At 67.8% G+C, this 21,896-nt stretch carries 23 protein-coding genes; 9 read left to right on the forward strand and 14 right to left on the reverse strand.

Annotated elements, in window-relative coordinates; genetic code table 11:
* Nucleotides 1–38 precede the first annotated feature (38 nt).
* The gene (locus OCL97_RS03285) at nucleotides 39–311 is read right to left on the reverse strand and encodes a hypothetical protein (protein ID WP_377367573.1); all 273 of its coding nucleotides are present in this window, start codon (nucleotides 309–311) and stop codon (nucleotides 39–41) included.
* 152 nt (nucleotides 312–463) lie between these two features.
* On the opposite strand from OCL97_RS03285, the gene OCL97_RS03290 reads away from it, so the two are divergent.
* Nucleotides 464–2,710 carry a transglycosylase domain-containing protein gene (locus OCL97_RS03290; RefSeq protein WP_377367574.1) on the forward strand — a complete coding sequence of 749 codons (2,247 nt, stop codon included), beginning with the start codon at nucleotides 464–466 and terminating at the stop codon, nucleotides 2,708–2,710.
* A 12-nt stretch (nucleotides 2,711–2,722) separates the two neighbouring features.
* Here the strand turns inward: OCL97_RS03290 and OCL97_RS03295 are convergent, their stop codons facing one another.
* Nucleotides 2,723–4,141 carry an MFS transporter gene (locus tag OCL97_RS03295; protein ID WP_377367576.1) on the reverse strand — a complete coding sequence of 473 codons (1,419 nt, stop codon included), beginning with the start codon at nucleotides 4,139–4,141 and terminating at the stop codon, nucleotides 2,723–2,725.
* Nucleotides 4,138–4,683, reverse strand: coding sequence for a hypothetical protein (locus tag OCL97_RS03300; RefSeq protein WP_377367578.1), 546 nt, complete (start codon nucleotides 4,681–4,683; stop codon nucleotides 4,138–4,140). The genes OCL97_RS03295 and OCL97_RS03300 overlap by 4 nt, the downstream gene beginning before the upstream one ends.
* A gap of 123 nt (nucleotides 4,684–4,806) precedes the next feature.
* Here OCL97_RS03300 and OCL97_RS03305 point away from each other — a divergent pair, with 123 nt between their 5' ends.
* Genes OCL97_RS03305 through OCL97_RS03315 form a run of 3 tightly spaced genes read left to right on the forward strand, consistent with a single transcriptional unit; the run spans nucleotide 4,807 to nucleotide 8,427 of the window.
* Nucleotides 4,807–5,733, forward strand: a complete 927-nt coding sequence (locus OCL97_RS03305) for a LysR family transcriptional regulator (protein ID WP_377367580.1) — start codon at nucleotides 4,807–4,809, stop codon at nucleotides 5,731–5,733.
* A gap of 43 nt (nucleotides 5,734–5,776) precedes the next feature.
* Nucleotides 5,777–7,003, forward strand: a complete 1,227-nt coding sequence (locus OCL97_RS03310) for a putative DNA modification/repair radical SAM protein (RefSeq protein ID WP_377367582.1) — start codon at nucleotides 5,777–5,779, stop codon at nucleotides 7,001–7,003.
* Complete coding sequence (locus OCL97_RS03315; RefSeq protein ID WP_377367584.1) at nucleotides 7,003–8,427, forward strand: UdgX family uracil-DNA binding protein; 1,425 nt, start codon at nucleotides 7,003–7,005, stop codon at nucleotides 8,425–8,427. Before OCL97_RS03310 ends, OCL97_RS03315 begins: the two co-directional genes overlap by 1 nt.
* Here the strand turns inward: OCL97_RS03315 and OCL97_RS03320 are convergent.
* The 5 genes from OCL97_RS03320 to OCL97_RS03340 all read right to left on the reverse strand — a co-directional run bounded on the left by OCL97_RS03320 (nucleotide 8,399) and on the right by OCL97_RS03340 (nucleotide 12,828).
* Nucleotides 8,399–9,568: an MFS transporter gene (locus tag OCL97_RS03320; RefSeq protein WP_377367586.1), complete on the reverse strand. Its 1,170-nt coding sequence runs from the start codon at nucleotides 9,566–9,568 to the stop codon at nucleotides 8,399–8,401. The genes OCL97_RS03315 and OCL97_RS03320 overlap by 29 nt on opposite strands.
* A gap of 1 nt (nucleotide 9,569) precedes the next feature.
* On the reverse strand, nucleotides 9,570–10,226 hold the full coding sequence (locus OCL97_RS03325; protein ID WP_377367588.1) for a TetR/AcrR family transcriptional regulator: 657 nt from the start codon (nucleotides 10,224–10,226) through the stop codon (nucleotides 9,570–9,572).
* A gap of 75 nt (nucleotides 10,227–10,301) precedes the next feature.
* Entirely contained in the window at nucleotides 10,302–11,486 is a 1,185-nt protein-coding gene (locus OCL97_RS03330; protein WP_304781989.1) for a vWA domain-containing protein, read from the reverse strand.
* A gap of 143 nt (nucleotides 11,487–11,629) precedes the next feature.
* Complete coding sequence (locus OCL97_RS03335; protein ID WP_377367591.1) at nucleotides 11,630–12,139, reverse strand: recombinase family protein; 510 nt, start codon at nucleotides 12,137–12,139, stop codon at nucleotides 11,630–11,632.
* Between the two features lie 113 nt (nucleotides 12,140–12,252).
* Nucleotides 12,253–12,828: a GNAT family N-acetyltransferase gene (locus tag OCL97_RS03340; RefSeq protein ID WP_377367593.1), complete on the reverse strand. Its 576-nt coding sequence runs from the start codon at nucleotides 12,826–12,828 to the stop codon at nucleotides 12,253–12,255.
* A gap of 37 nt (nucleotides 12,829–12,865) precedes the next feature.
* Here OCL97_RS03340 and OCL97_RS03345 point away from each other — a divergent pair, with 37 nt between their 5' ends.
* From OCL97_RS03345 to dxs, 4 genes are all read left to right on the forward strand, one after another.
* Nucleotides 12,866–13,792 (forward strand): histone deacetylase family protein, encoded by a 927-nt coding sequence (locus OCL97_RS03345; RefSeq protein WP_377367595.1) that lies wholly within the window; start codon nucleotides 12,866–12,868, stop codon nucleotides 13,790–13,792.
* A gap of 68 nt (nucleotides 13,793–13,860) precedes the next feature.
* A complete protein-coding gene (locus OCL97_RS03350; RefSeq protein ID WP_304782001.1) occupies nucleotides 13,861–14,103 on the forward strand; it encodes an exodeoxyribonuclease VII small subunit in 243 nt (80 codons plus the stop codon).
* The gene (locus tag OCL97_RS03355) at nucleotides 14,103–14,984 is read left to right on the forward strand and encodes a polyprenyl synthetase family protein (protein ID WP_377367597.1); all 882 of its coding nucleotides are present in this window, start codon (nucleotides 14,103–14,105) and stop codon (nucleotides 14,982–14,984) included. The genes OCL97_RS03350 and OCL97_RS03355 overlap by 1 nt, the downstream gene beginning before the upstream one ends.
* 24 nt (nucleotides 14,985–15,008) lie before the next feature.
* Nucleotides 15,009–16,931, forward strand: a complete 1,923-nt coding sequence (gene dxs, locus OCL97_RS03360) for a 1-deoxy-D-xylulose-5-phosphate synthase (protein ID WP_377367599.1) — start codon at nucleotides 15,009–15,011, stop codon at nucleotides 16,929–16,931.
* A 4-nt stretch (nucleotides 16,932–16,935) separates the two neighbouring features.
* On the opposite strand, the gene OCL97_RS03365 is transcribed toward dxs, so the two are convergent.
* The 6 genes from OCL97_RS03365 to flgF are packed head-to-tail and all read right to left on the reverse strand — an operon-like array spanning nucleotide 16,936 to nucleotide 21,021.
* Entirely contained in the window at nucleotides 16,936–17,433 is a 498-nt protein-coding gene (locus OCL97_RS03365) for a hypothetical protein (RefSeq protein WP_377367601.1), read from the reverse strand.
* A gap of 32 nt (nucleotides 17,434–17,465) precedes the next feature.
* Nucleotides 17,466–17,939 (reverse strand): hypothetical protein, encoded by a 474-nt coding sequence (locus OCL97_RS03370; RefSeq protein ID WP_377367603.1) that lies wholly within the window; start codon nucleotides 17,937–17,939, stop codon nucleotides 17,466–17,468.
* Nucleotides 17,940–17,998: 59 nt separating this feature from the next.
* Nucleotides 17,999–18,721, reverse strand: a complete 723-nt coding sequence (flgH, locus tag OCL97_RS03375; protein WP_377367605.1) for a flagellar basal body L-ring protein FlgH — start codon at nucleotides 18,719–18,721, stop codon at nucleotides 17,999–18,001.
* Between the two features lie 14 nt (nucleotides 18,722–18,735).
* Nucleotides 18,736–19,476, reverse strand: coding sequence for a flagellar basal body P-ring formation chaperone FlgA (gene flgA, locus OCL97_RS03380; protein WP_305336826.1), 741 nt, complete (start codon nucleotides 19,474–19,476; stop codon nucleotides 18,736–18,738).
* A gap of 4 nt (nucleotides 19,477–19,480) precedes the next feature.
* On the reverse strand, nucleotides 19,481–20,269 hold the full coding sequence (flgG, locus tag OCL97_RS03385) for a flagellar basal-body rod protein FlgG (protein WP_304782025.1): 789 nt from the start codon (nucleotides 20,267–20,269) through the stop codon (nucleotides 19,481–19,483).
* 14 nt (nucleotides 20,270–20,283) lie between these two features.
* Nucleotides 20,284–21,021: a flagellar basal-body rod protein FlgF gene (gene flgF / locus OCL97_RS03390; protein ID WP_377367607.1), complete on the reverse strand. Its 738-nt coding sequence runs from the start codon at nucleotides 21,019–21,021 to the stop codon at nucleotides 20,284–20,286.
* A 223-nt stretch (nucleotides 21,022–21,244) separates the two neighbouring features.
* Between flgF and OCL97_RS03395 the strand changes: the two genes are divergently transcribed.
* Entirely contained in the window at nucleotides 21,245–21,841 is a 597-nt protein-coding gene (locus tag OCL97_RS03395) for a flagellar basal body-associated FliL family protein (protein ID WP_377367609.1), read from the forward strand.
* The last annotated feature ends 55 nt before the right edge of the window (nucleotides 21,842–21,896 follow it).

A 21,896-nucleotide genomic window follows, 5' to 3' on the forward strand; every position in this document is an offset into this window, starting at 1 on the left:
CGTGCGCCACGAACGGGCGGCCGCGATGGAGGTTCCGGTTAGGGCGTGGTCGTGCCGCTCCCGGCGCCCTGACCGCCGCTCGTGCCGACGCCAGCGCCTTCGGCGGCCGGCGAGGTGGCTTGCATCGGGGGCGGGGAGCCGTCGGCGGGCACGGCGCCGGTGACGCCGGCGTCAGGGGCCGTGGCCGCGCCGGTTCCGACCACCGAATCGGTGTCGGGCATGGCGGCGCCGGTGGCGTTGGGCTTGTCACTGCAGGCGGCCGCGGAGAGCGCCAGGGCCGAAACGGCCGCCAGGGTCAGGATCAGTCGCATGGGAGCTCCTTTGGAATGGGTGAAGCTGCAACGACCGGCGCGCCTCGGCGTTCCGCCGGAGCTCTCACCTGGCTCCGGCCACGCTTGGCGCCCCACACCCATGTGGTATGGACGCCGCTCCCCCGGGCCGCGCCCGATTGAATGCGACGTGCATGTCCGACAACGACCCCGAGGTCGATCCGCCCGAGCCCGACAAGGCTCCGCCGCCGGAGCTGGCGCCGGGGGATGAGACGTCGCCGGAACAGTCGTCGGAGGCGCAGGCTCTTCCAGAGTCTGAATTCACCGACGAAGACGCTGAGTCCGCTGGAGCGCCCGAACCGGAGTCCGAGCCTGAACCGGACGCTGAGCCGGAGCCGCAGGTCACGCCGCAGCCTGAGCCGGAGCCGGAGCTGGTTCCGGAGGTCGACCCAGACCCCGAGCCCGAGATCACGCCCCAGCCGGCGCCGGAACCTGAGGTCGGTCCCAGCCCTGTGACCGCCGCCGGCGACGGCGCCCCCCCGTTGTGGATGCGCCGGCCCTGGCAGATCGGGGCCGGGGTCGCAGCCCTGCTCCTCATCTTCATGGTCTGGCTGGTGGGCTCCCTGCCGCTGGGTCAGGCCTTGGAGCCGCTGGAAAATCCGACCCTGGTCCTGGTGGCCGCCGACGGCCGGCCCATCGCCAAGCGCGGCTCCTACAAGGAAGAGCCTGTCGAGGTCGCCAAGCTGCCGAAGTACGTCTCCGGCGCGTTCATCGCCATCGAGGACCGGCGCTTCTACAGCCACATGGGCGTCGACCCCAAGGCCATCGCCCGGGCCATGAACGCCAACGCCCGGGCCGGTGGCGTGGCCGAGGGTGGCTCCACCATCACCCAGCAGCTGGCCAAGAACGCCTTCCTGTCCAGCCAGCGCACCCTGCGCCGCAAGGCTCAGGAAGCGATCATCGCCGTCTATCTGGAGGCTCGCCTCTCCAAGGACGAGATCCTGTCGCGCTACCTGTCCTCGGTCTATTTCGGCGACGGCGCCTTTGGCCTGCGGGCCGCCGCCCGGCACTACTTCGACAAGACGCCGGAGACGCTGTCCATCGGCGAGGCGGCCATGCTGGCCGGCCTGGTCAAGGCCCCCTCGCGTCTGGCGCCCACCGAAAATCTGGAAGGCGCGCGCGAGCGCATGCGGATCGTCCTGGGCGCCATGGCCGATACCGGCCTGATCACCAAGGCCCAGGCTAGGAGCGCCGCCCGGGGCGTGCGTCCCTATGGTGGCCGCAAGCCCATCCCCACCGGCTCCTATTTCGCCGACTGGGTGATCCCCCAGGCCAAGGCGGCGATGGAGGCGAGCTACGGCGAGACCGTGGTCAAGACCACCCTCGACACCAATCTCCAGGCCCAGGCCGAGAAGATCCTGGCCCGCGCCCTGGACCGTGACGGCAAGGCGCTGAACGCCGGCCAGGGGGCGCTTGTCGCCATGCGCACCGATGGCCGTGTCGTCGCCATGGTGGGCGGCCGCGACTACAAGGTCAGCCAGTTCAACCGCGCCGACGCCGCCCGCCAGCCGGGCTCGGCCTTCAAGCTCTTCGTCTACCTCGCCGCCCTGCGCGAGGGTTGGACGCCCACCAGTCCGATCCTCGACGCCCCCGTCGAGGTTTCGGGCTGGAAGCCCAAGAACCATGAGGTGAAATACGCCGGCCGCATGGTGCCCCTGATCACCGCCTTCGCCGGCTCCTCCAACGTGGCCGCCGTGCGCCTGGCCAAGGAGGTCGGCCGCGGCGACATCGTTCGCACGGCGCGCGACCTGGGCGTCACCGAACCGATCCCCAACGACCTGACCCTGGCCCTGGGCACCGGTCCCATGAGCCTGGTCCAGCTCACCGCCGCCTACGCCGCCATCGACGCGGGCGAGGCGCCGGTCGTCCCCCACGGCCTAGCCAGCTTCCGCAAGCCCAAGACTGTCCGCAAGCTGGGCAAGGCCGAGCTGGCCGGCATGCGCGACCTGCTGCGCTCGGCCACCCAGCGCGGCACCGGCATCGAGGCCGCCATGCCCGGCGCCTTCGGCAAGACAGGCACCACCCAGGATTACCGGGACGCCCTGTTCATCGGCTATGTCGGCGATCTCGTCGTCGGCGTCTGGGTCGGCAATGACGACAACGCCTCCATGAACGGCGTGGTCGGCGGCGGCCTGCCCGCTAAGATCTGGAAGGAGTTCGTCTCCTACGCCGTCAACCGCGACCGCCCCAAGGCCGCGCTGGTGGAAGCGCCCCCGATCGCGACCGAGGACCTGACCATCCCCGAACTACCCGCAGACGGGACCCTGCCGGAAGGGGCTGAGGCGCCTACCGCCGAGACCCCGCCCGACGCGCCGGTTGCGCCCATAGGTCCGGAGGCCCCGGCCGCCCCGGCCCCCTCGACGGACTCGCCTAAGCTCTAGCCCCTAGACCGCTCACAAATGCGAGGCGACGGACCGTCGCCATCTCGTCGATCCGCGGCGCGGGGCGAGCCCCAGGAGGCTCACCCCACTCGCGAGCAGGGCCAGCACGGCGCCGATTCCAAAGCCGATGCGCGGGGCGGCGTCGATGGTGGTCGCCGCGAAGAGCAGTGTCATCAGAACGGCGCCGGCCGTTTGGCCCGTCAGGCGGGCGGTGCCTTGCATGCCGCCGGCCGCGCCACTCCTTTCCACAGGCGCGTACAGGAACATGTTGCGATTGTTGGGGGTCTGGAACAGGCCAAAGCCCAGTCCGCAGATCATCACGAACGGAACAAGTAGCCTGGGCCCGCCCTCCAGCGGCACAAGGGCCATCGCCGCCAAGCCAAGGGCGAGACAAGTCCCGCCCAGGGCGCAGAGCCAGGCGGTGGGGGCGCGGTCGGCCAGACGACCCGCCGCCAGAGCGGCTGCGGCGACGCTCAGCGGCCAGGCTGTCATGTACAGCCCGGTCGTGAGCAGCGTCTGACCAAGCTCGTGCTGCAGGTAGAACGGAAGCGCCACCAAGCCGGTTGTCTGGCCAGCGAAACAGCAAACCGACGCGATCACCGAGATTCGAAATGGTTTGCCGCGCAGCAGATCAAGGGGGACCATCGGAGCCGCCTTCGGCATTTCCCGGCGGAGCAGCGCCAACAGGCTCAGGACGCCCAAGGCCAAGACCAGAGCGCCCATATGCGGCTGCCTTGGCGCCATCTCCGCCCCGATGACCAGCGACCCGAAGGTCAAACCGTTCAGCGCGACGCTGAGCGGGTCCACCGGTCGCCCCGCGCCTTTGGCCGCCGGCAGGGCGCGGGAGCAGGCGAGCGCCAAGGCGCCCATCGGAAGGTTCACCCAATAGAGCCAGGGCCAGCCCAAGCCGGCCAAAATGAAAGCGCCCAGGGCGGGAGCCGCGGCGGAAGATAAGGCGACGGTAAGCGCGTTCCAGCCAACGGCCGCGCCAAGCCGACCCTGAGGGACCGAGACGCGGAGGAGCGCCACGCCCAACGCCATCACCGCGGCGCCGCCAAGGCCCTGGAGGAACCGCGCCGTGATCAGCCAGGGCAGCGACGGCGCAAGAGCGCAGAGCGCCGACGCCACAGTGAAAATGGCGACCCCCGCCGTGAATATCCGGCGATAGCCAAGCCACTCGCCAAGCGCGGCGCAAGGCAGGAGCGCCATGACGAGCGCGGTCTGATAGGCGGTGACGACAAGGACCACCGTCGCGGGCGGCGCTTGCAGCGAACTCGCCATCGACGGCAAGGCCACATTGGCCATCCCGGCGTCCAGCACCACCAGGCTCATGGCGGTCAGCACGCAAACGACCGCGACCGTTCGCCCCGGCTGCGGCAAACCCGAGCCTGGGTCTGCCGGCGCCTGTTCTGCGGCGACCACGCTGGTCACGACCTGTCGGTGGTCCAGACACCCTCCCGGTCGACATAGCGCGTGACGCGGTGCTCCTGCCGATCCTCGACACGGAGGTCCCGTTCAGTGAAGCGGAAAACCAGGGCGGAGCTGGTCATGCAGCGCGTGTCGTGGATATCGCCTGGCAGGTAGACCTGAACCTGACCGGCGCGCACGAGGGTGCTGTTGCGCTTCACCAGGCGCACCTCGCCGTCTGGCGCCTCGATCCGGCCATAGGCGCCCATCTCGATTTCGCCCTGCTGCATTGCATAGATCACCCAGCCGCGGCCGTGGTCATGGGGCGGCCGGTAGAGGCCGGCCTGCTCGGTGTGGGCGAGCAGGACAAATCCATGCTCGGGATCTCTGTACAGTTCTTCGTTTGGTGAGCGATTGGCATGCAGCGCAGCGAGCCATTCCTCAGAGGGCGAGGCCTCAAGGAGGTCTTCCAAGAGATCGCGGCAGTCCGCGACAAGCTCGCTTGTCAGCGGGCCCCACTTCGACTTAACGCCATCCAGGAACGACTGTAACGAGTTTGCGGACATGGGTTTTTCCTTCCTTGAGCGGGTTCTCAGCAAAAGGTTAGGCGCGGGCGAAAGGTGGCGGAAGACGCACCATTCGCATCATATTCGTGCATCAGACGCTGCATTCGGGTATATGCTTGGAACATGCCGGCGCCCGACCTGAACCTCCTCATCACCCTGGACGCCCTCCTGGCGGAAGGGAGCGTTGTGGGCGCCGCCAAGCGGCTGCGGCTCAGCCCATCGGCGATGAGCCGAGCCCTGACCCGGCTTCGGGAAACGACCGGCGACCCGCTGTTGGTCCGGGCTGGTCGGGGATTGGCGCCCACGCCGCGCGCCCTGGCCCTGCGCGGGCGGGTCCACGACTTGGTGCTGGAGGTCGAGGCTGTCCTGCGCCCCGATGAGAGACTTGATCTCGCGGGCCTCGTTCGGACTTTCACGCTTCGCGCCAGCGACGGCTTCGTTGAGAGCTTTGGTCCCGGCCTCTTGGCGAGGGTCGGCAGGGAAGCGCCGGGGGTGCGGCTCAACTTCATGCAAAAGCCGGACAAGGACAGCTCACCGCTCCGCGACGGCCGCGTCGACTTGGAAACGGGCGTCATCGAGGAATCTCTTGGGCCGGAGGTGCGCACCCAGGCGCTGTTCCGGGATCGGTTGGTAGGCGTCGTCCGTGATGCTCACCCGCTGAGCACCGGCAAATTGACCGCCGCCAGATACGCCGACGCGCAGCATGTCATCGTCTCGCGAAACGGCCTTGAGAGCGGCGCAGTTGATCTTCCGTTCCTTCCGTCCGCGCCGGGGCGGAATGTCGGTGCCATCGTCAGCGGCTTTTCGGCGGCCCTGACTTTGGCGAGGGAGTCAGACCTTGTCGCGACCGTACCCGATCGCCACACCGCGACGCTTCGCCAGGGGATGTTCAGTTTCACGCTTCCCCTGCCTGCGCTTGAATTCACCGTCTCGATGCTCTGGCATCCCCGGATGGATGCCGACGCGGCGCACCGTTGGCTGCGAGGATGTGTTCGCGAGGTTTTGAGGGAGCAGGGCGCTCCGTCGCGGAATTCCGCAGCTTCACAATAGGCCGCAACTTTACAGAACAAAATGAGAACATTAGGGTCATCGCATGGTGGCCCTGACGCTGAAGCGCAAACTCGAAATCCTCTCCGACGCCGCCAAGTACGACGCCTCCTGCGCCTCGTCCGGGACGGTGAAGCGGGACTCAATGGGCGGGAAAGGCGTCGGCTCTACGGACGGCGGCATGGGCATCTGCCACGCCTATGCCCCAGACGGCCGCTGCATCAGTCTGCTGAAGATCCTGCTGACCAATTTCTGCGTCTATGACTGCGCCTATTGCGTCAACCGGGTGTCCTCCAACACCCCACGCGCCCGGTTCACGGTGGCCGAGGTCGTCGACCTGACCCTGTCCTTCTACAAGCGCAACTATATCGAGGGCCTGTTCCTCTCCTCGGGCATCATCAAGAGCGGCGACTACACCATGGAGGAGATGGTCCGGGTGGCGAAGTCGCTGCGGATCGACCACGACTTCCGGGGCTATATCCACCTCAAGGTGATCCCCGAGGCGTCTCCGGCCCTGGTCAATGAGGCGGCCCTCTACGCTGACCGCATCTCCATCAATGTCGAGCTGCCCCGCGACGCCAGCCTGGCCGACCTTGCGCCCGAGAAGGACGCGGTCGGTATCAAGAAGGCCATGGGTCGAGTCCGCCTGGGTATCGATCAAACCACTGAAAAAATTGGGAAAACCAAGCCTCCCAAGTTCGCCCCGGCTGGCCAGTCCACCCAGATGATCGTCGGCGCCGACGCCGCCACCGACGGGGAGATCCTGGCCAAGAGCGCCGGCCTCTATGGGGCCTACGGGATGCGCCGGGTCTACTACTCGGCCTACAGCCCCATCCCCGACACCACCTCGCGCCTGCCCCCGGTCCGCCCGCCCCTGATGCGCGAGCACCGCCTCTACCAGGCCGACTGGCTCATGCGCTTCTACGGCTTCACCCACGACGAGATCACCGTTGAGGGTGTCGATTTGGACCTCGACATCGACCCCAAGCTGGCCTGGGCCCTGCGCAATCGCGGCGACTTCCCCGTCAACCTCAACACCGCCGAGCGCGAGACCATGCTGCGGGTGCCGGGCCTGGGCGTACGCAGCGTCGAACGCATGATCGACATCCGCCGCTACAAGCAGCTGACCCTGGAGGACGTGAAGCGCCTGACGCGCCGGCTCGACAAGCTGAAGCCCTTCATTGTCACCGCCGACTGGCGGCCGGGCGCGCTCACCGACAAGGCCGACCTGCGGGCGCGGCTGGCGCCTCCGACCCAGCTGAGCCTGTTCTGATGCGCGTCGTCCGGCTGGCGTCGGAGATCGACTTCGCAGGCTGGCGCGAGGCGGCGCGGAGCCTGCGCGGCCAGGGCGCGTCGCCCGACACCGTGATCTGGACCGTGGACGGGGAGGGCGACCTGTTCGCCGATCCAGAGCCCCTTGCGGCGCCAGCGCCAGGCGGCTTCACGGTCAGCCGCGAGTTCCTGGAGCTGGCCGAGGCTGTGATCCTGCACCGCTCGGCCGAGCGGTTTTCCCTGCTGTACCGGATGCTCTGGCGCATGGCGGCCGAGCCAAACCTGCTGCGCATCGCCACCGACCCTGATGTGGCCCGCGCCAACGACTTCGCCCGCCAGGTCAGCAAGGCCGCTCACAAGATGAAGGCCTTTGTCCGCTTCCGGGCCGTGGGCGTCGACCCGGAGGCCTACGCCGCCTGGTTCGAACCGGCCCATCGGGTGACCGAGTCGGTCGCGCCCTTCTTCGCCAAGCGCTTCGCCAACATGATCTGGTCGATCCTGACGCCGGACAGCTGCATCCACTGGAACGGCGCGCAGTTGGCGGTCACTCCCGGCGCCGACCCGGCTGACGCGCCGGGGGAGGACGCCCTGGAGGACTATTGGCGCACCTACTACGCCTCGATCTTCAACCCGGCCCGGCTGAAGGTCGACGCCATGACCAAGGAGATGCCCAAGCGCTATTGGCGGAACCTGCCGGAGGCGCGGCTCATTCCTGATTTGATCGCCGCCGCCGAGGGCCGGACAAACCTGATGGTCGCCCAAGCTCCCAGCCAGCCGAACCGCGTGATCCGGCAGATGGCCAAGACCGCCCGCGACGCCACCTATGACGCGCTGGCGCCTCAGAGCCTGGAGGAGGTGGCCGCTGGCGTCGACGCCTGCCGCCGTTGCCGGCTCTACAAGGACGCGACCCAGGGCGTGCCCGGCGAAGGCCCCGCCCACGCCCGCCTGATGCTGGTGGGCGAGCAACCCGGTGACCAGGAGGATCTGGCCGGTCGGCCTTTCGTCGGCCCCGCGGGCCAGGTGCTGGACAAGGCGCTCGCCGAGGCGGGCGTGCCCCGCACCGAGACCTATGTCACGAACGCCGTGAAGCACTTCAAGCACGAGCTACGCGGCAAGCGCCGCATCCACCAGACGCCCAGTCCGTCCGAGGTCACCGCCTGTCGCTGGTGGGTGGACGCAGAGCGCAGGCTCATCGGGCCCCGCGTGGTGGTCGCCCTGGGCGCCACGGCGGCCCTCAGCGTGTTCGGCAAGGCCACGCCGATCGGCAAGAACCGCGGGATCGCCCTGCAGCTGCCAGATCAGGCCCAGGGGGTGGTGACCTATCACCCCTCCTACCTCCTGCGCGTGCCCGACGCCGCGGCGAAGGCTAAGGCCTACGCCCTGTTCGTCCAGGATCTCAGGTTTGCGTGGGGGCTGGCGGCCTGAGCCGGTTCCGGACCAGGGCGCCAAGGCCGATCAGGACGATGGCGGCGCCGCAGGCCATGAAGGCGGCCCGGTAGGACACCCCCTGGGCCAGGAGGCCGAACGTCATCAGCATGCCGGTCATGATGACCTGGCCCGAGAAGCTCTTCACCGCGGCGATGGTGGCCCGGGTCTCCGTCGGGATGGCGTGGTGCAGGCGGGCGTCGAAGTTGACGTCCACCACCTTGAAGAGCCCGGCGGCCGGGATGATCAGGGCCACTGACCAGGGCTGCAGGCTGACCGCCGCCCCGGTGATCAGCAGGCCGATGGCCGCGAACAGGGCGAAGAACACCGAGGTCGTCGCCCGGCGCAAGCGGTGGGCGGTGAGTGAACCGCCGGCCTGGGCGGCGCTGATCGCGGCCACGAAGAGGGCGACCTGGGAGGCGGGCAATCCCGTCTCCGATCCGAAGATCGGCCAGAACCCCTCAAGCCCACCGCCAAAGGCGTTGCTCAGCGCGGCGAAAGCGATGAATCCAAGGATCAGCGGCGCGCCGGCCACGGTCTGGAAGCCCTGCTTCAGCAGCGCCAGATAGTGCCGGTTCGTGCGCAGCGTCTTGCGCGCCCGGGGCAGGGCGACCGCCGCGCCGGCGGCCCCCAGCACCACGACGACGCTCGCCCACAGGATCGCGGTGTAGCCGAACTGCACCGAGACCGAGGCGCTGAGCGAGGCGGCCAGGACCGCGGCGAAGCCCACCCCCTGGGCGCGGCCGATCACCTGGCTGTAATCATCGGCCCGCCCCTCGCCGTGCAGCTCGTCATAGACCAGCGCCTCGAACACCCCGTTGGTGAAGGCGCTCTTGGCCCCCCAGAGCATCATCCCCACCAGGCAGCTCAGGAAACTGGGAGATGCGATCCAGACCAGGAATCCGATCACCCGCAGCATCTGCGCGCCGGCCAGGATCCAGCGCCGCGAATAGCGGTCGGCCAGGACACCGGACGGAATCTGCAGGATGAAGGCGGTGATCGACCAGGCCATCAGGGTCGCCGACACCTGGACTGGCGTCAGGCCATGGTCGACGAACATCACGGTGTAGAGCGGGTAGATCAGGACGAAGGCGTCCAGCGCCTTGAACAGATAGACCCGGCCGACGAAGGCGGGCGCCACCCTAGGCCAGGAAGCCGGCCTCGGCGAAGTCGAGCATCCGCTTCAGCAGGCCATCGATGTCGCTCTCGCGGGTGGCTCCGTCCGACAGTACGTGCAGGCGGTCGAACTCGGCGAAGCGGTTGTTGTGGACCATGCCAAGGCAGAAGTGCAGCCGCCAGTAGACGCTCTCGCGCGGCAGATCCGGCCGCGCCGCGATCAGGGCGTCGGCGAAGCGGGCCAGGTGCGAGACGTCGTTGGTCAGGGCCTCGCGCATCTCCGCCGTCCCCTCGCTGCGGGAGCGGATGATGAACTGCACCGAGATCCGCCGGTCGTTCTCGGGCGAGGCCCACTTCAGCGGCGGAGTGAACAGCGCCGCCAGAATGTCGCGCACCGGCGGCTTGCCGTTGTGGCGGTCGCGGGCCTCGTGAAGCATGCGGGCCCGCTCCCGGTTCAACTCCCCGGTGCGCCGCCGGAAGATCTCGAACAGCAGGGCGTCCTTGGACCCGAAGTGGTAGTTCACCGAGGCGAGGTTGACCCCGGCCTCGGCGGTGATGTCGCGCACCGAGACGTTCTGGAAGCCGTGCAAGGCAAACAACCGCTCGGCGGCGGCGAAGACCGCAGCCTTGGTGGCGGCCTCGTTGGGCGGATCAGGGTCGTTGGCCGGCACCGGATCGGTCACAGGCGAATCCTCAAGGTTCGCGAACAGCTTAGCAGGCTAATGCGTGCCGCAAACGATTGTCCGCCTGCGACCCTTTTAGCGCGAGAGTTCCCGCATCGCCTTGTCGAGGCCTTCGATGGTCAGCGGATACATCCGGTCGCCCACCAGCTGCTTCATCAGCTCGATCGAGGGGGTGTAGTCCCAGTGCCGTTCGGCGGTGGGGTTCAGCCAGACCATGTTCTCGTAGATGCCGGCCACCCGGTCGATCCAGACCGCGCCGGCTTCCTCGTTCCAGTGCTCCACAGAGCCGCCCGGATAGGTGATCTCGTAGGGGCTCATGGTGGCGTCGCCGACGAAGATGACTTTGTAGTCGTGGGAATATTTATGGAGAATATCCCAGGTGTTCAGCTTCTCCGCGTGGCGTCGGCGGTTGTCCTTCCAGACGCTCTCATAGAGGCAGTTGTGGAAGTAGTAGAATTCCATGTTCTTGAATTCAGAACGGGCCGCTGAGAACAGTTCCTCGCAGACCTTGATGTGGCTGTCCATCGAGCCGCCGATGTCGAAGAAGATCAGGACGCTGATCTTGTTGCGGCGCTCGGCGCGCAGGTTGATGTCCAGATAGCCTTTTTCCGCGGTGCCGCGGATCGTGGCGTTCATGTCCAGTTCTTCAGGCGCGCCCTCGCGCACCCAGCGGCGCAGGCGGCGCAGGGCCACCTTGATGTTGCGGGTGCCCAGTTCGACGGAGTCGTCGAGGTTCTTGTACTCGCGCTTGTCCCAGACCTTGATCGCCTTGCCGTGGCGGCCCTTGTCCTGGCCGACGCGCACGCCCTCGGGGTGGTAGCCGTTGGCGCCGAAGGGCGAGTCGCCCTTGGGGCCCATGCCGCCCTTGCCCTCGTCGCCCTCGCCCTTGCCTTCCTTGGCGTCCTTCATCCGCTTGGCGAGCTCTTCCATCAGCGCCTCGAAGCCGCCCATGGCCTCGATCTGCGCCTTCTCCTCATCGGTGAGGAACTGGTCTGAGAGCTTCTTCAGCCACTCGGCCGGAATGTCGGAGACGCCGATCCCGTCGACCTTCTCCAAGCCCTTGAAGACATGGCTGAAAACCTGGTCGAAGCGGTCGAGGTTCTTCTCGTCCTTCACCAGGGCCGAGCGAGACAGGTAGTAGAATTCGTCGACGGTGCGCTCGATGACCACCTTGTCGAGCGCCTCCATGAGCATGAGGTACTCTTTCAGCGTCACCGGGACCTTGGCTTCCCGAAGCTCGGTGAAAAAGCGCATGAACATGGCAGGCTTCCCTAATAGGGGGACGAACGATTGTTTGATCCTCGAAGATGGAGGCCCGCGCGCCGTCTGTCCAGTATGGCGCGTCCGCACAGGTCCTAAAGCGCCGTAGGCAGGCGCTCCTCCCCGCCGGGCTGTGCAGCAGGTCAGGCGTCGGCGCGGCTTTCGACCTCGCGCAGCTTGCGCCAGACGGTCATGCGCGAAACGCCGAGGCGGCGGGCGATCTCCACCGGGCCGACCCCGGCCGCCTGGAGGGCGCGGATGTCGTCGATGGCTGAACGGCCGCGCGGGCGCCGGTGCATGCCCAGGGGTTCGACAGAGAGCACCGCCTGCAGGGCCGCGCGCAGGGCCCGGCCGCCTTCGCCCTCGCTGCAGATCTCGGGCTCCACGATGTAGAGGCTGGCTTGGCGTTCCTCGAGCTTGTCGATCACCTGGAGGACGTTGCGGCTGGACCCGGCAAGATGTTCGAGGCGGGTCACGACCAACTGATCGCCCTCGCCAATGAAGTCGAGGATCGAGGACAAGACCGTGGACTCATCGGTCATCGGGCCGGCAGGCTCCTCGGCCCGGACCACGTGACACCCGATTGCTTTCAACGTCGCCGTATCGTCCGCCGAGCGTTCGTCACGCAGCCGGACATATCCAATTCTCAACATCCCACCCGTCGCTTTCAGCTACTGCGATGATTGACGCCAAACTCGCAAAAGCCGGGAGCCTCGTCAAAGCGTAGAACCTTAAATCCCCGCAATAATTCTTCGATTATCGGCGTTCAGTTGGCTTCGCCTGCAACGGGACCGGCCTTTCTAAGGGCTTTGTTAGAAAACCTATCCGCAGAACGCCTCAGAATGAACTCCCGGTCTGTCGTTGACCCGACTTTGAATCCGTACTCGCCGACCTTTTCGAATCCCGCGCGCTGGTAGAACCGCTGCGCCCCATGGTTTTCAGACCAGACGCCGATCCACAGGTCGCGGGCCTCGCCCGCTTCCATCCACGCGAGGGCCTCCGCAAACAGCCGTCCGCCCAGCCCTCCGTTCTGAAAGGCCTTCAGGAGGTATAGGCGCTTAAGTTCGCGACAGCTTGATGTGACCTCCGCATGCGGAAGTTCGCAGGGGCCGCACTGGGCGTAGCCGACGGCCTCGCCAGCAGCCTCCACCAACCAGAGCGCCTTGGCGGGATCGGTAAGGTCGGCGGCCATCGCCGCGATGCTGTAGGAGGCCTCGAGGAAGGCGGCGAGGTCGGCCGGGTCATAGAGGTGGGCGAAGGTGTCGCTGAAGGTCCGGGCGGCCAGATCGGCCAGGACGGGGGCGTCGGCGGGGACCGCGCGGCGGATCGTGATCTCGGACATTCGGCTCGGAGCGGTTTCGGGGTTAGGATCGATTCGGATGACTGTCGCGCTCTACACCCATGCGGACATGCTCGACCACCGCCCGGGCGCCAGGCACACCGAGCGGCCCGAACGGCTGACCGCCGTGATCGACGCCCTCAGCGACGCCTCGGACCTGGATCTCGAGCCCCGCGACGCGCCGCTTGTTGAACCAAGTGATCTCGCGCGGGTCCACTTGCCCATGTACGTCCAGGCCATCTTCGAGGCCGCACCCCGCCAGGGGATGCTGATGCTGGACGAGGACACCTACATGTCGCCGGGCAGCCTGAACGCCGCGCGCCGCGCCGCCGGCTCCGTCGTCCAGGCGGTGCGGGACGTGGCCGCCGGCGAGCAGCAAAGGGCCTTCTGCGCTGTCCGCCCGCCGGGCCACCACGCCGAGCCGCACAGGCCGATGGGTTTCTGTATCTTCTCCAATATCGCGGTCGCCGCCCGGGTGGCCCAGTCCTGCGGCCTGAAGCGGGTCGCGGTGGTGGATTTCGACGTCCATCACGGCAACGGCACCCAGGCCGCCTTCGCCGGCCATGAGGACCTGTTCTTCGCCTCTGTGCAGCAGTGGCCCATGTGGCCCGGCACCGGCCATCCGGACGAGGCGGCGCCCGGCAACATCAAGAACGCGGTGGTTGCGCCAGGCGCGCCGGCGGCGGACTGGCGCAAGGCTTTCGAGAGCCTCATGCCCCATGTCGACGCCTTCGCCCCCGACCTGATCCTGATCTCGGCCGGCTTCGACGCCCACGCCTACGATCCCGTCGGCGACGCCTTCCAGAACCTGGAGGCGCCGGACTTCGATTGGGCGACGCGGGCCATCGCCTCGGTGGCCCGCAAGCACAGCCAGGGGCGGATGGTGTCGTCCCTGGAGGGCGGCTACGGCCTGGAGGCCCTGGGCCGTTCGGCCCTGGCTCACGTCCGCGCATTGTCGGCCGCCTAACCACGGGCGCCCCGTTGCAGGGCGCGGCGGGCCTCTCTAGGTTGGCACGCTCACCTTCAGGAACCGACATGGCCGACGCCGCTGACATCGATGGGCTTTCGTTCGAGCTGGCCCTGGCCGAGCTTGAGAAGATCGTGGCCCAGCTGGAGTCGGGCCAGGCCCCCCTGGAGCAATCGATCGAACTCTACGAGCGCGGCGCCAAGCTGAAGGCGCACTGCGAATCCCGGCTCGAGGCCGCGCGCCTGCGAGTGGAAAAGATCGTCATGGGCGCTGACGGCGCCCCGGGGGTCGAGGCGGCGGAATTCACCTGATGTCCGAGCTTGCCCACCGGCTGACCGAGGCCGCCGACCTGGTCACCGTCGCGCTGGACGAGCTGCTGCCCCGCGCCGAGGGGCCGGAGGCCCGGCTGACCGAGGCCATGCGCTACGCGGCGCTCGGGCCCGGCAAGCGGCTACGGCCCTTCTTCGCCATCGAGACCGGCAAGATGTTCGATCTGGACGAACGCCCGGTGCTGCGTGCGGCCTGCGCCGTGGAGTGTGTGCACGCCTACAGCCTGGTGCACGACGACCTGCCGGCCATGGACGACGACGAGATGCGCCGGGGCCGGCCCACAGTTCACGTGGCCTATGACGAGGCCACCGCCATCCTGGCCGGGGACGCCTTGCAGGCCGCCGGCTTCGAGATTCTGGCCCATCCCGACACCCACAAGGACGGCAATGTCCGCGCCGAGATGGTGTTGCGCCTGGCCCAGGCGTCCGGCGCCAGGGGCATGTGCGGCGGCCAGATGATCGACCTGCTGGGGGTGCGCGACGACCTGGGCGCCGTGGCCCGGATGCAGCGCCTGAAGACCGGCGCCCTGATCGCGGTCTCCTTCGAACTGCCGCTGATCATGGCCCATGCCGGGGAGGGCGAACGTCACGCCCTGATGGGCTTCGCCCAGGACCTGGGCCTGGCCTACCAGATCGTCGACGATCTGCTCGACCATGACGGCGAGGACGCCGTGCTGGGCAAGAAGGCCGGCAAGGACGCCGCCAAGGGCAAGACCAACTACGTCACCCTGCTGGGCGCGGACGCCGCCCGGGAGCGGTTGAATCTGTTGGTCGAGCAGACCAAGGCGCACCTGGATCCCTTCGGTCGCCGGGCTGAATTCCTGCGAGCGAGTGTGGATTTCGTGCTAGAGCGCCGAAACTGATTTCAAGAGATTTGTCCGCGTAACATGCCGCCAAGCACGCCTCTGCTCGACAAGGTCGCCTCTCCCGCCGACACGCGCGGGTTCAATGCTTCTGAGCTGAAGCAGCTGGCGGACGAACTGCGCGCCGAGATGATTGATGTCGTGTCCCAGACCGGCGGGCACTTCGGCGCGGGCCTGGGCGTGGTCGAGCTCACCGTGGCCCTGCACCATGTCTACCAGACCCCCGACGACATTCTGATCTGGGACGTGGGCCACCAGGCCTATCCGCACAAGATCCTCACCGGCCGCCGCGATCGCATCCGCACCCTGCGCCAGGGCGGCGGGCTGTCGGGCTTCACCAAGCGCAGCGAGAGCGAATACGACCCCTTCGGCGCGGCCCACGCGGCCACCTCGATCTCGGCGGCCCTGGGCTTCTGCGCGGCGCGCGACGCCCACGGCAAGGACAACCGGGTGGTGGCCGTGATCGGCGACGGCTCGATGAGCGCCGGCATGGCCTATGAGGCGATGAACAACGCCTGCGAGACCACGGGCCAGCTCACCGTCATCCTCAACGACAACGACATGTCCATCGCGCCCCCCGTGGGCGGGATGAGCGCCTATATGGCGAGGCTGGTCTCCGGCGGCGGCTACCAGTCCCTGCGCCATCTGGGCAAGTCGATGGCGCGGGTTCTGCCCAAGGCGCTGCAGGAAGCCGCGCGCAAGGCCGAGGAATACGCCCGCGGCATGGTCACTGGCGGCACCTTCTTCGAGGAGATGGGCTTCTACTATGTGGGCCCCATCGACGGGCACGACATGGACGCCCTGGTGCCGATCCTGAAGAACGCGCGCGAGATAACCGACCGCCCGGTGCTGGTTCACGTCGTGACGCAGAAGGGCAAGGGCTATGCCCCGGCCGAGAGCGCCGACGACAAGCTGCACGCGGTGGTGAAGTTCGACGTGGTGACCGGCCAGCAGGCCAAGTCCGCCCCGGTCGCGCCGCAGTACACTAAGGTCTTCGCCCAGGAGCTGATCAAGCACGCCGAGCGCGATCCGAAGATCATCGCCATCAACGCCGCCATGCCCTCGGGCACTGGTCTCGACCTGTTCGGAAAGCGCTTCCCCGAGCGCACCTTCGACGTCGGCATCGCCGAGCAGCACGCGGTGACCTTCGCCGCGGGCCTGGCCGCCGACGGCATGAAGCCATTCTGCGCCATCTATTCGACCTTCCTGCAGCGCGGCTATGACCAGGTGGTCCACGACGTGGCCATTCAGCGCCTGCCCGTGCGCTTCGCCATGGACCGTGCGGGCCTGGTGGGGGCCGACGGTCCGACTCATGCCGGCTCCTTCGATATCGGCTTCATGGGCGCCCTGCCGGGCATGATCCTGATGGCGCCGTCCGACGAGGCCGAACTGGCCCACGCCGTGGCGACCGCCGTGGCCATCGACGACCGACCCTCGGCCTTCCGCTATCCGCGCGGAGAGGGCGTGGGCGTGGCCATCCCCGACTTCGCCGCCCCCCTGGAGATCGGCAAGGGCCGCATCGTCCGCGAAGGGACCACGGTTGCCATCCTGTCCCTGGGCACCCGTCTGGCCGAGAGCCTGAAGGCCGCCGACCTGCTCGGCGCGCGGGGCTTCTCCACCACGGTGGCCGACGCCCGCTTCGCCAAGCCGCTGGATATCGAATTGCTGTTGCGCCTGGCCCGCGAGCACGAGGCCCTGATCACGGTGGAGGAGGGCTCGATGGGCGGCTTCGGCGCCTTTGTGCTGCAGGCCCTGGCCGAGCATGGCGCCCTGGATCGCGGCCTGAAGGTGCGCACCCTGGTGCTGCCTGACATCTTCCAGGACCACGACAAGCCCGAGATCATGTACGCCCAGGCCGGCCTCGACGCCGAGGGCATTGTGCGTGGCGCGCTCAACGCCATGGGCGTGGACAATGTCTCCGCCGCCGGCGCGGGACGCCGGGCCTAGGCTTCTAGCGGCAGGCGCTGAGGAACGGCCGGACCTGCTTCAGCGGGACAGGCGGCGCGCTCTTGGTTTCGCCGAGGCCCGTCAGGGTCATGACGCCAGTCTTCTTGAAGGCCGCTATGACCGGCGCGCGGGTGGCGACCTCGGCCGAGAGCAGGGAGCCGCCATTCAGATCGTCGGCGCTGGCCTGGCCGCGCAGGGTGGCCGAGGCGAGGCCGGACGCCAGGGTGACGCTGGTGGGCCAGGGCGCGGGCCGGCCGATCTTGTCGACCCAGACTTCGTTTTCCCGACGATCAGCCAGCCTGGCCTCGACGAGGAAGGCCGCGGTGACCTGACCTGTCCCGCGCGGACAGCGCAGGGTCATCACCAGATCATCGGAATTGGGAGCGCCATAGACCAGGGCCACCTCGGGCAGGGTCTTGTCGTTGGCGAGGGTCCAGACGCGGCCGTCCTGGGCCTGGGCGGCGGTGGCGGTCAGCAGGAACAGGGCGAGGGCGAGCTTCATGCGGCCACGCTAGCACCGCAATCGGGCAGCCTCTAGGCGCGGCAGGAGGCGAAGAAGCCGTCGACGGCCCCGCGCTCGGCCCCGCTCACCGGCATGACGGCCTTGCGGCCCTTCGTGACCACGGACAGGTCACCGGTCTTTGCGAAGCTGGCCAGGGCGCGGTCGGTGACCGGCGCGTGGGCCTCCACATAGACCGCGCCATCCCCCATGCCGGGGGTGGCGACCGCGGCCAGGCGGCTGTTGTTGCGCTTCGAGGCCAGGTGGATGGCGTCGGTGTGCGCGTCCAACGGGGCGTTCATGGAAACCAGGACCCGACCCGAGCGAGGCTGGCAGGTCATCATGATCAGGACGTTGTCGCTCTGCGGCTGGCCATAGGCCAGCTTGGCGCCCTCGCCCTCCGCGTGGTTCAGCGACCAGGCCATGCCCGGCATGCTGCTCTGACCCTGGTGGGCGCAGGAAGCCAATAGGCAGGAAATGCCCAGTCCGATGATCGCGCGGCGCTTCATGATTGGACGCTCCCGTTCAAGAGAGGAAACGCCGCCGCCCCACTAAGGTTTCAAAGGTGTCAGAACGGGGTGAAACGCTCCACCAGCGACTGCACAGCAGGCGTTTTCTGGACCCTGCTGATGTCGCCGCGGCCGCCGTAGCTGATCCGGGCCTCGGCGATCTGGGTGTGCTTGATGGTGTTGGAGGAGGAGATGTCCTCCGGGCGCACAATGCCGGCCACGGTGAGCTGGCGCACCTCGGCGTTGGTGCGCACCTCCTGGGTGCCCTGGATCACCAGGTTGCCGTTGGGCAGGACCGCCGAGACCACCGCGGCGATGGTCAGGGAGATCTTCTCGGCCCGCGTCACCGCGCCGGAGCCGGAATTGGACATGTTGGAATTGGTCTCGATGCCAGCGGCCAGGTCGGTTCCGGGCGGCAACAGCCGGCCCAGGCTGCCCGACAGGCCAAACAGCGACGGCGCGGCGGCCTCCATGCCGGAGGTTCGCCGGCTGTTCGACGCGTTCGAGGTCTGGGCGCTGTCGTTGATGTCGATCTGGACGGTGAGGATGTCACCGGTTCGGGCGGCGCGCTGGTCGATGAAGAAGGCCCGCGCGCCCGAGCGCCACAGAGAATTGGCCGACGCCGGCTGGCTCTGGTTGCTGGCCATATAGACCTGCTCCTGGGCCACCAGGGCGGCGGGATAGCCCACCGGGGCGAGGGTCGGGCCGACGACGGCCTCCTTGACGGTGGAGCAGGCGGCCAGCGGAATGAGGGCGGCGACGGCGAGAGCAGACAGACGCATGGGACGGGTGCTTTCTAACGCTGGGCGTACTGGGCGCGGCCCAGTGACCTGAGATGGTCGGCGGCGGGGCCAACCACGGCCTGGCCGGGTCCGCTGGCGGTGGCCTGGATGACCTTTTTCGAGGCGGTGTTCTGGATCGAGACAGTGTCGCCGATCCCGGCCGCGCCCATGGCCTTGCCGTCGAGGGACAGGCTGACCCCGCCGGCCTCATAGAGCACGGAGACGGCGTCGCCGGCCTTGATCACCTGGGGCGAAGAGACGTCGCGGAGCGAGACGGCGGCCCCGGCGCGGAGCGGGCGCTTGGCGGCCATGCCGATCACGGCGTCGGCGTCGCGGGGCGCGTCGGCAGGCGCGCCGGCGGCCTTGGCCCAGACCACGTCCTGGGGGTGGACCATCTCGCCGGCCGACAGGCTGCGGGCATAGGTGAGGACTTCGACATTGCCCCGGGCGGCCGGCGCGCTGAAGCCGCCGTCGGCTCCGGCGCGGACGACGATGCGGCGGATGCCCTCGGCGTTGGCCCAGTCGAGGCCGGCGCGGCGGGCCGCGAGCTGCACGGCGCCGGCGTCCAGGACCGCGGTGGTCCCGGGCCGGGTCGCGACGGCGACCTTGCCGGACGAGCCCGCCCCGTCGAACAGGTCCGACAGGGTAATGAGGCCGTCGGCGTCGAGGGTTTCGGATTTCAGGGTCACGGCCTGGCCGGCGAGGGCCGGGGCCGCGGCGAGGGACAGGAGGGCGGCGAGGATCAGGGTGCGCATCAGCCTAGCCCTTCAACTGGTTGGCGGCCTGCAGCATCTGGTCGGCGGAGGAGATGACCTTGGAGTTCATCTCATAGGCGCGCTGGGCCACGATCAGGGAGGTGATCTCGGTGACCGCGTCGACGTTGGAGGCCTCGGTATAGCCCTGCAGCAGGCCGCCGAACCCGGTGGAACCGGGGGCCCCGGTGGTGGCCGCGCCCGAGGCGCCGCTCTCCATGAACAGGTTGTCGCCGATGGCTTCCAGCCCGCCCTCGTTGACGAAGGTGGCCAGTTCCAAGTTGCCGACCGTCTCCGGCGTGGTGGCCCCGGCCTTGGTCACCTGGACCTGTCCGGACTTGGAGATGATCACGTCGGTGGCGTCGCCCGGGATCGTGATCGCGGGCTGCAGCTGGTAGCCGTCCTCGGTGACGAGCTGGCCCTGGTCATTGACCGAGAGATTGCCGGCACGGGTGTAGGCGGTCTCGCCGGAGGGCTTGAGCACCTGCAGGTAACCGCGGCCCTCGATGGCCACGTCATAACGGTTTCCGGTGGCGGTCAGGGAGCCCTGCTCGGTGATGCGGTAGACCGAGCCGGTCTTCACACCGCCGCCCACCTGGACGCCGGTGGGGACGATGGTCCCCTGGTCCGACGACTGCGCCCCGGCCCTTTCCAGGGTGTGGTAGAGCAGATCCTGGAACTCGGCCCGTTGGCGCTTGAAGCCAATGGTGTTCATGTTGGCGATGTTGTTGGAGATGACCTCGACGTTGAGCTGCTGGGCAGCCATGCCGGTCGCGGCGGTGCGAAGTGCTTGCATCTCTTAGACTATCCTTACTGTGACTTGCCCATCCGCTCGATCGAGCGGCGGGACAGGTCGGCGTTGGAATCCATCATCTTGGCCATCGACTCGTAGGCCCGCGTCACTTCCATCATCCGCGTGATCTCGAGGACGGTATTGACGTTGGAGCTCTCCAGCATGCCCTGGTGGACGCGGGCGTCCGGGGCGGCCTGCGGCTGGGCGTTCGAGGTGTTGCGATAGAGGTTGTCCCCGGCCTTCTCGAGGACCGAGAGGGTGTCGAAGCGGACGACGGCGACCTTGCCTATGCGCTCGGCGCCCTGGCTGATCGTGCCGTCCGTCGCGATGGTGACCGGCCCCTTCTGGGGATCGACGGTGACCTCGCCGCCACCCTCGTCCAGCACGGCCTGGCCGCCCTGGGTGGTGATCCGGCCGATGTCGTCCATCCGGAAGTGGCCGTCGCGGGTGTAGCGTTCGCCGTCGGCGGTGGTGACCTTGAAGAAGCCCATGCCTTCGATCCCGAGGTCGAAGGGGGCGTCGGTCTTGTGCAGGGAGCCGGGGGTGAAGTCGCGGGCGACGCCGGAATCCAGCACGAACTTGATCGGCTGGGGTCCGCCGAAGGTCCTGGCCGGGGCCCGCGGCGCGGTCTCCAGCATCAGGCTCTCGGCCTTGAAGCCGGTGGTGTCGGCATTGGCGATGTTGTTGGCCACGATGTCGAGCTCGCGGCGCAGCGTCATCTGCCTCGACAGTCCGACATAGAGAGCGTTGTCCATCGACGGGCTCGAACCTTTAACCTGCGACACTTTCGTCGGAGGGAAGACTGCAAGCTTCGAGCCAGTCTGAAAGATCAGTAAAATCAACAAATAAGAAGGTTAACAGAGTCTTTTCGGCCGAATTTGCCGGGCAGGCTTGGACCGCCCCGGCCACCCCCAAAAAAACCAGTCCTTAACCATGTCGGCCCCACACAGAGGCGATAGATTCTAAGGAGCCGCGCGCGTGGCCAAGGACAAGGTCAAGGAAGCCCCGGCCGGCGAAGCCGTCGAGGGCGAGGAAGGCGAAGGCGCTTCTGGCAAGAAGAAGCTGCCGATGAAGATGATCATCATCGGCGCCGTGGCCGCGGTGCTGGTGCTGGGCGGCGGCGGGACCGCGGCGATGATCTTCCTCAAGCCCAAGCCCGATGAGGCGCACGGCAAGGCCGACGACCACGGCAAGGAGAAGAAAAAGGAAAAGAAGGGCGAGAAGGGCAAGGAAGAAAAGACCATCGGCACGATCGCTGAAGGTCCAGACGGCGTCCTGTTCTACACCATGCCCAATGTCGTGGTGAACATGCAGACGGCCGACGGCCGCGCCACCTTCCTGAAGCTGAAGCTCACCCTCGAGGTTCCCGACCAGGACACGGTCGACCTGCTGGAACCCAACATGCCCAGGCTGCAGGACATGTTCCAGACCTTCCTGCGCGAGCTGCGTCCGGAAGACCTGCAGGGCAGCCAGGGGTCCTACCAGCTGCGGATGGAGATCCTGCGGCGGGTGAACCTGGTTATCGCGCCTTCAAAAGTAAATGCCGTCCTCATTGAGGAGATGTTGATCAACTAGGGCCTATCCCTGGTCGGCGTATCCCCATGGACGAAGAACTCGAAAACCAGAACGC

Source organism: Phenylobacterium ferrooxidans (genome assembly GCF_042714595.1).
GTDB classification, from domain to species: domain Bacteria; phylum Pseudomonadota; class Alphaproteobacteria; order Caulobacterales; family Caulobacteraceae; genus Phenylobacterium; species Phenylobacterium ferrooxidans.

Bases quoted from the DNA above. Each gene is read 5' to 3' on its own strand.
- OCL97_RS03285 (WP_377367573.1), bottom strand. From the start codon at position 311: ATGCGACTGATCCTGACCCTGGCGGCCGTTTCGGCCCTGGCGCTCTCC.
- flgA (WP_305336826.1), bottom strand. From the start codon at position 19,476: ATGCGCACCCTGATCCTCGCCGCCCTCCTGTCCCTCGCCGCGGCCCCG.
- OCL97_RS03345 (WP_377367595.1), top strand. From the start codon at position 12,866: ATGACTGTCGCGCTCTACACCCATGCGGACATGCTCGACCACCGCCCG.
- OCL97_RS03310 (WP_377367582.1), top strand. From the start codon at position 5,777: ATGGTGGCCCTGACGCTGAAGCGCAAACTCGAAATCCTCTCCGACGCC.
- OCL97_RS03340 (WP_377367593.1), bottom strand. From the start codon at position 12,828: ATGTCCGAGATCACGATCCGCCGCGCGGTCCCCGCCGACGCCCCCGTC.
- OCL97_RS03290 (WP_377367574.1), top strand. From the start codon at position 464: ATGTCCGACAACGACCCCGAGGTCGATCCGCCCGAGCCCGACAAGGCT.
- OCL97_RS03370 (WP_377367603.1), bottom strand. From the start codon at position 17,939: ATGAAGCGCCGCGCGATCATCGGACTGGGCATTTCCTGCCTATTGGCT.
- flgH (WP_377367605.1), bottom strand. From the start codon at position 18,721: ATGCGTCTGTCTGCTCTCGCCGTCGCCGCCCTCATTCCGCTGGCCGCC.
- OCL97_RS03300 (WP_377367578.1), bottom strand. From the start codon at position 4,683: ATGTCCGCAAACTCGTTACAGTCGTTCCTGGATGGCGTTAAGTCGAAG.
- dxs (WP_377367599.1), top strand. From the start codon at position 15,009: ATGCCGCCAAGCACGCCTCTGCTCGACAAGGTCGCCTCTCCCGCCGAC.
- OCL97_RS03330 (WP_304781989.1), bottom strand. From the start codon at position 11,486: ATGTTCATGCGCTTTTTCACCGAGCTTCGGGAAGCCAAGGTCCCGGTG.
- OCL97_RS03305 (WP_377367580.1), top strand. From the start codon at position 4,807: ATGCCGGCGCCCGACCTGAACCTCCTCATCACCCTGGACGCCCTCCTG.
- flgF (WP_377367607.1), bottom strand. From the start codon at position 21,021: ATGGACAACGCTCTCTATGTCGGACTGTCGAGGCAGATGACGCTGCGC.
- OCL97_RS03365 (WP_377367601.1), bottom strand. From the start codon at position 17,433: ATGAAGCTCGCCCTCGCCCTGTTCCTGCTGACCGCCACCGCCGCCCAG.
- OCL97_RS03355 (WP_377367597.1), top strand. From the start codon at position 14,103: ATGTCCGAGCTTGCCCACCGGCTGACCGAGGCCGCCGACCTGGTCACC.
- OCL97_RS03335 (WP_377367591.1), bottom strand. From the start codon at position 12,139: ATGTTGAGAATTGGATATGTCCGGCTGCGTGACGAACGCTCGGCGGAC.
- OCL97_RS03315 (WP_377367584.1), top strand. From the start codon at position 7,003: ATGCGCGTCGTCCGGCTGGCGTCGGAGATCGACTTCGCAGGCTGGCGC.
- flgG (WP_304782025.1), bottom strand. From the start codon at position 20,269: ATGCAAGCACTTCGCACCGCCGCGACCGGCATGGCTGCCCAGCAGCTC.
- OCL97_RS03350 (WP_304782001.1), top strand. From the start codon at position 13,861: ATGGCCGACGCCGCTGACATCGATGGGCTTTCGTTCGAGCTGGCCCTG.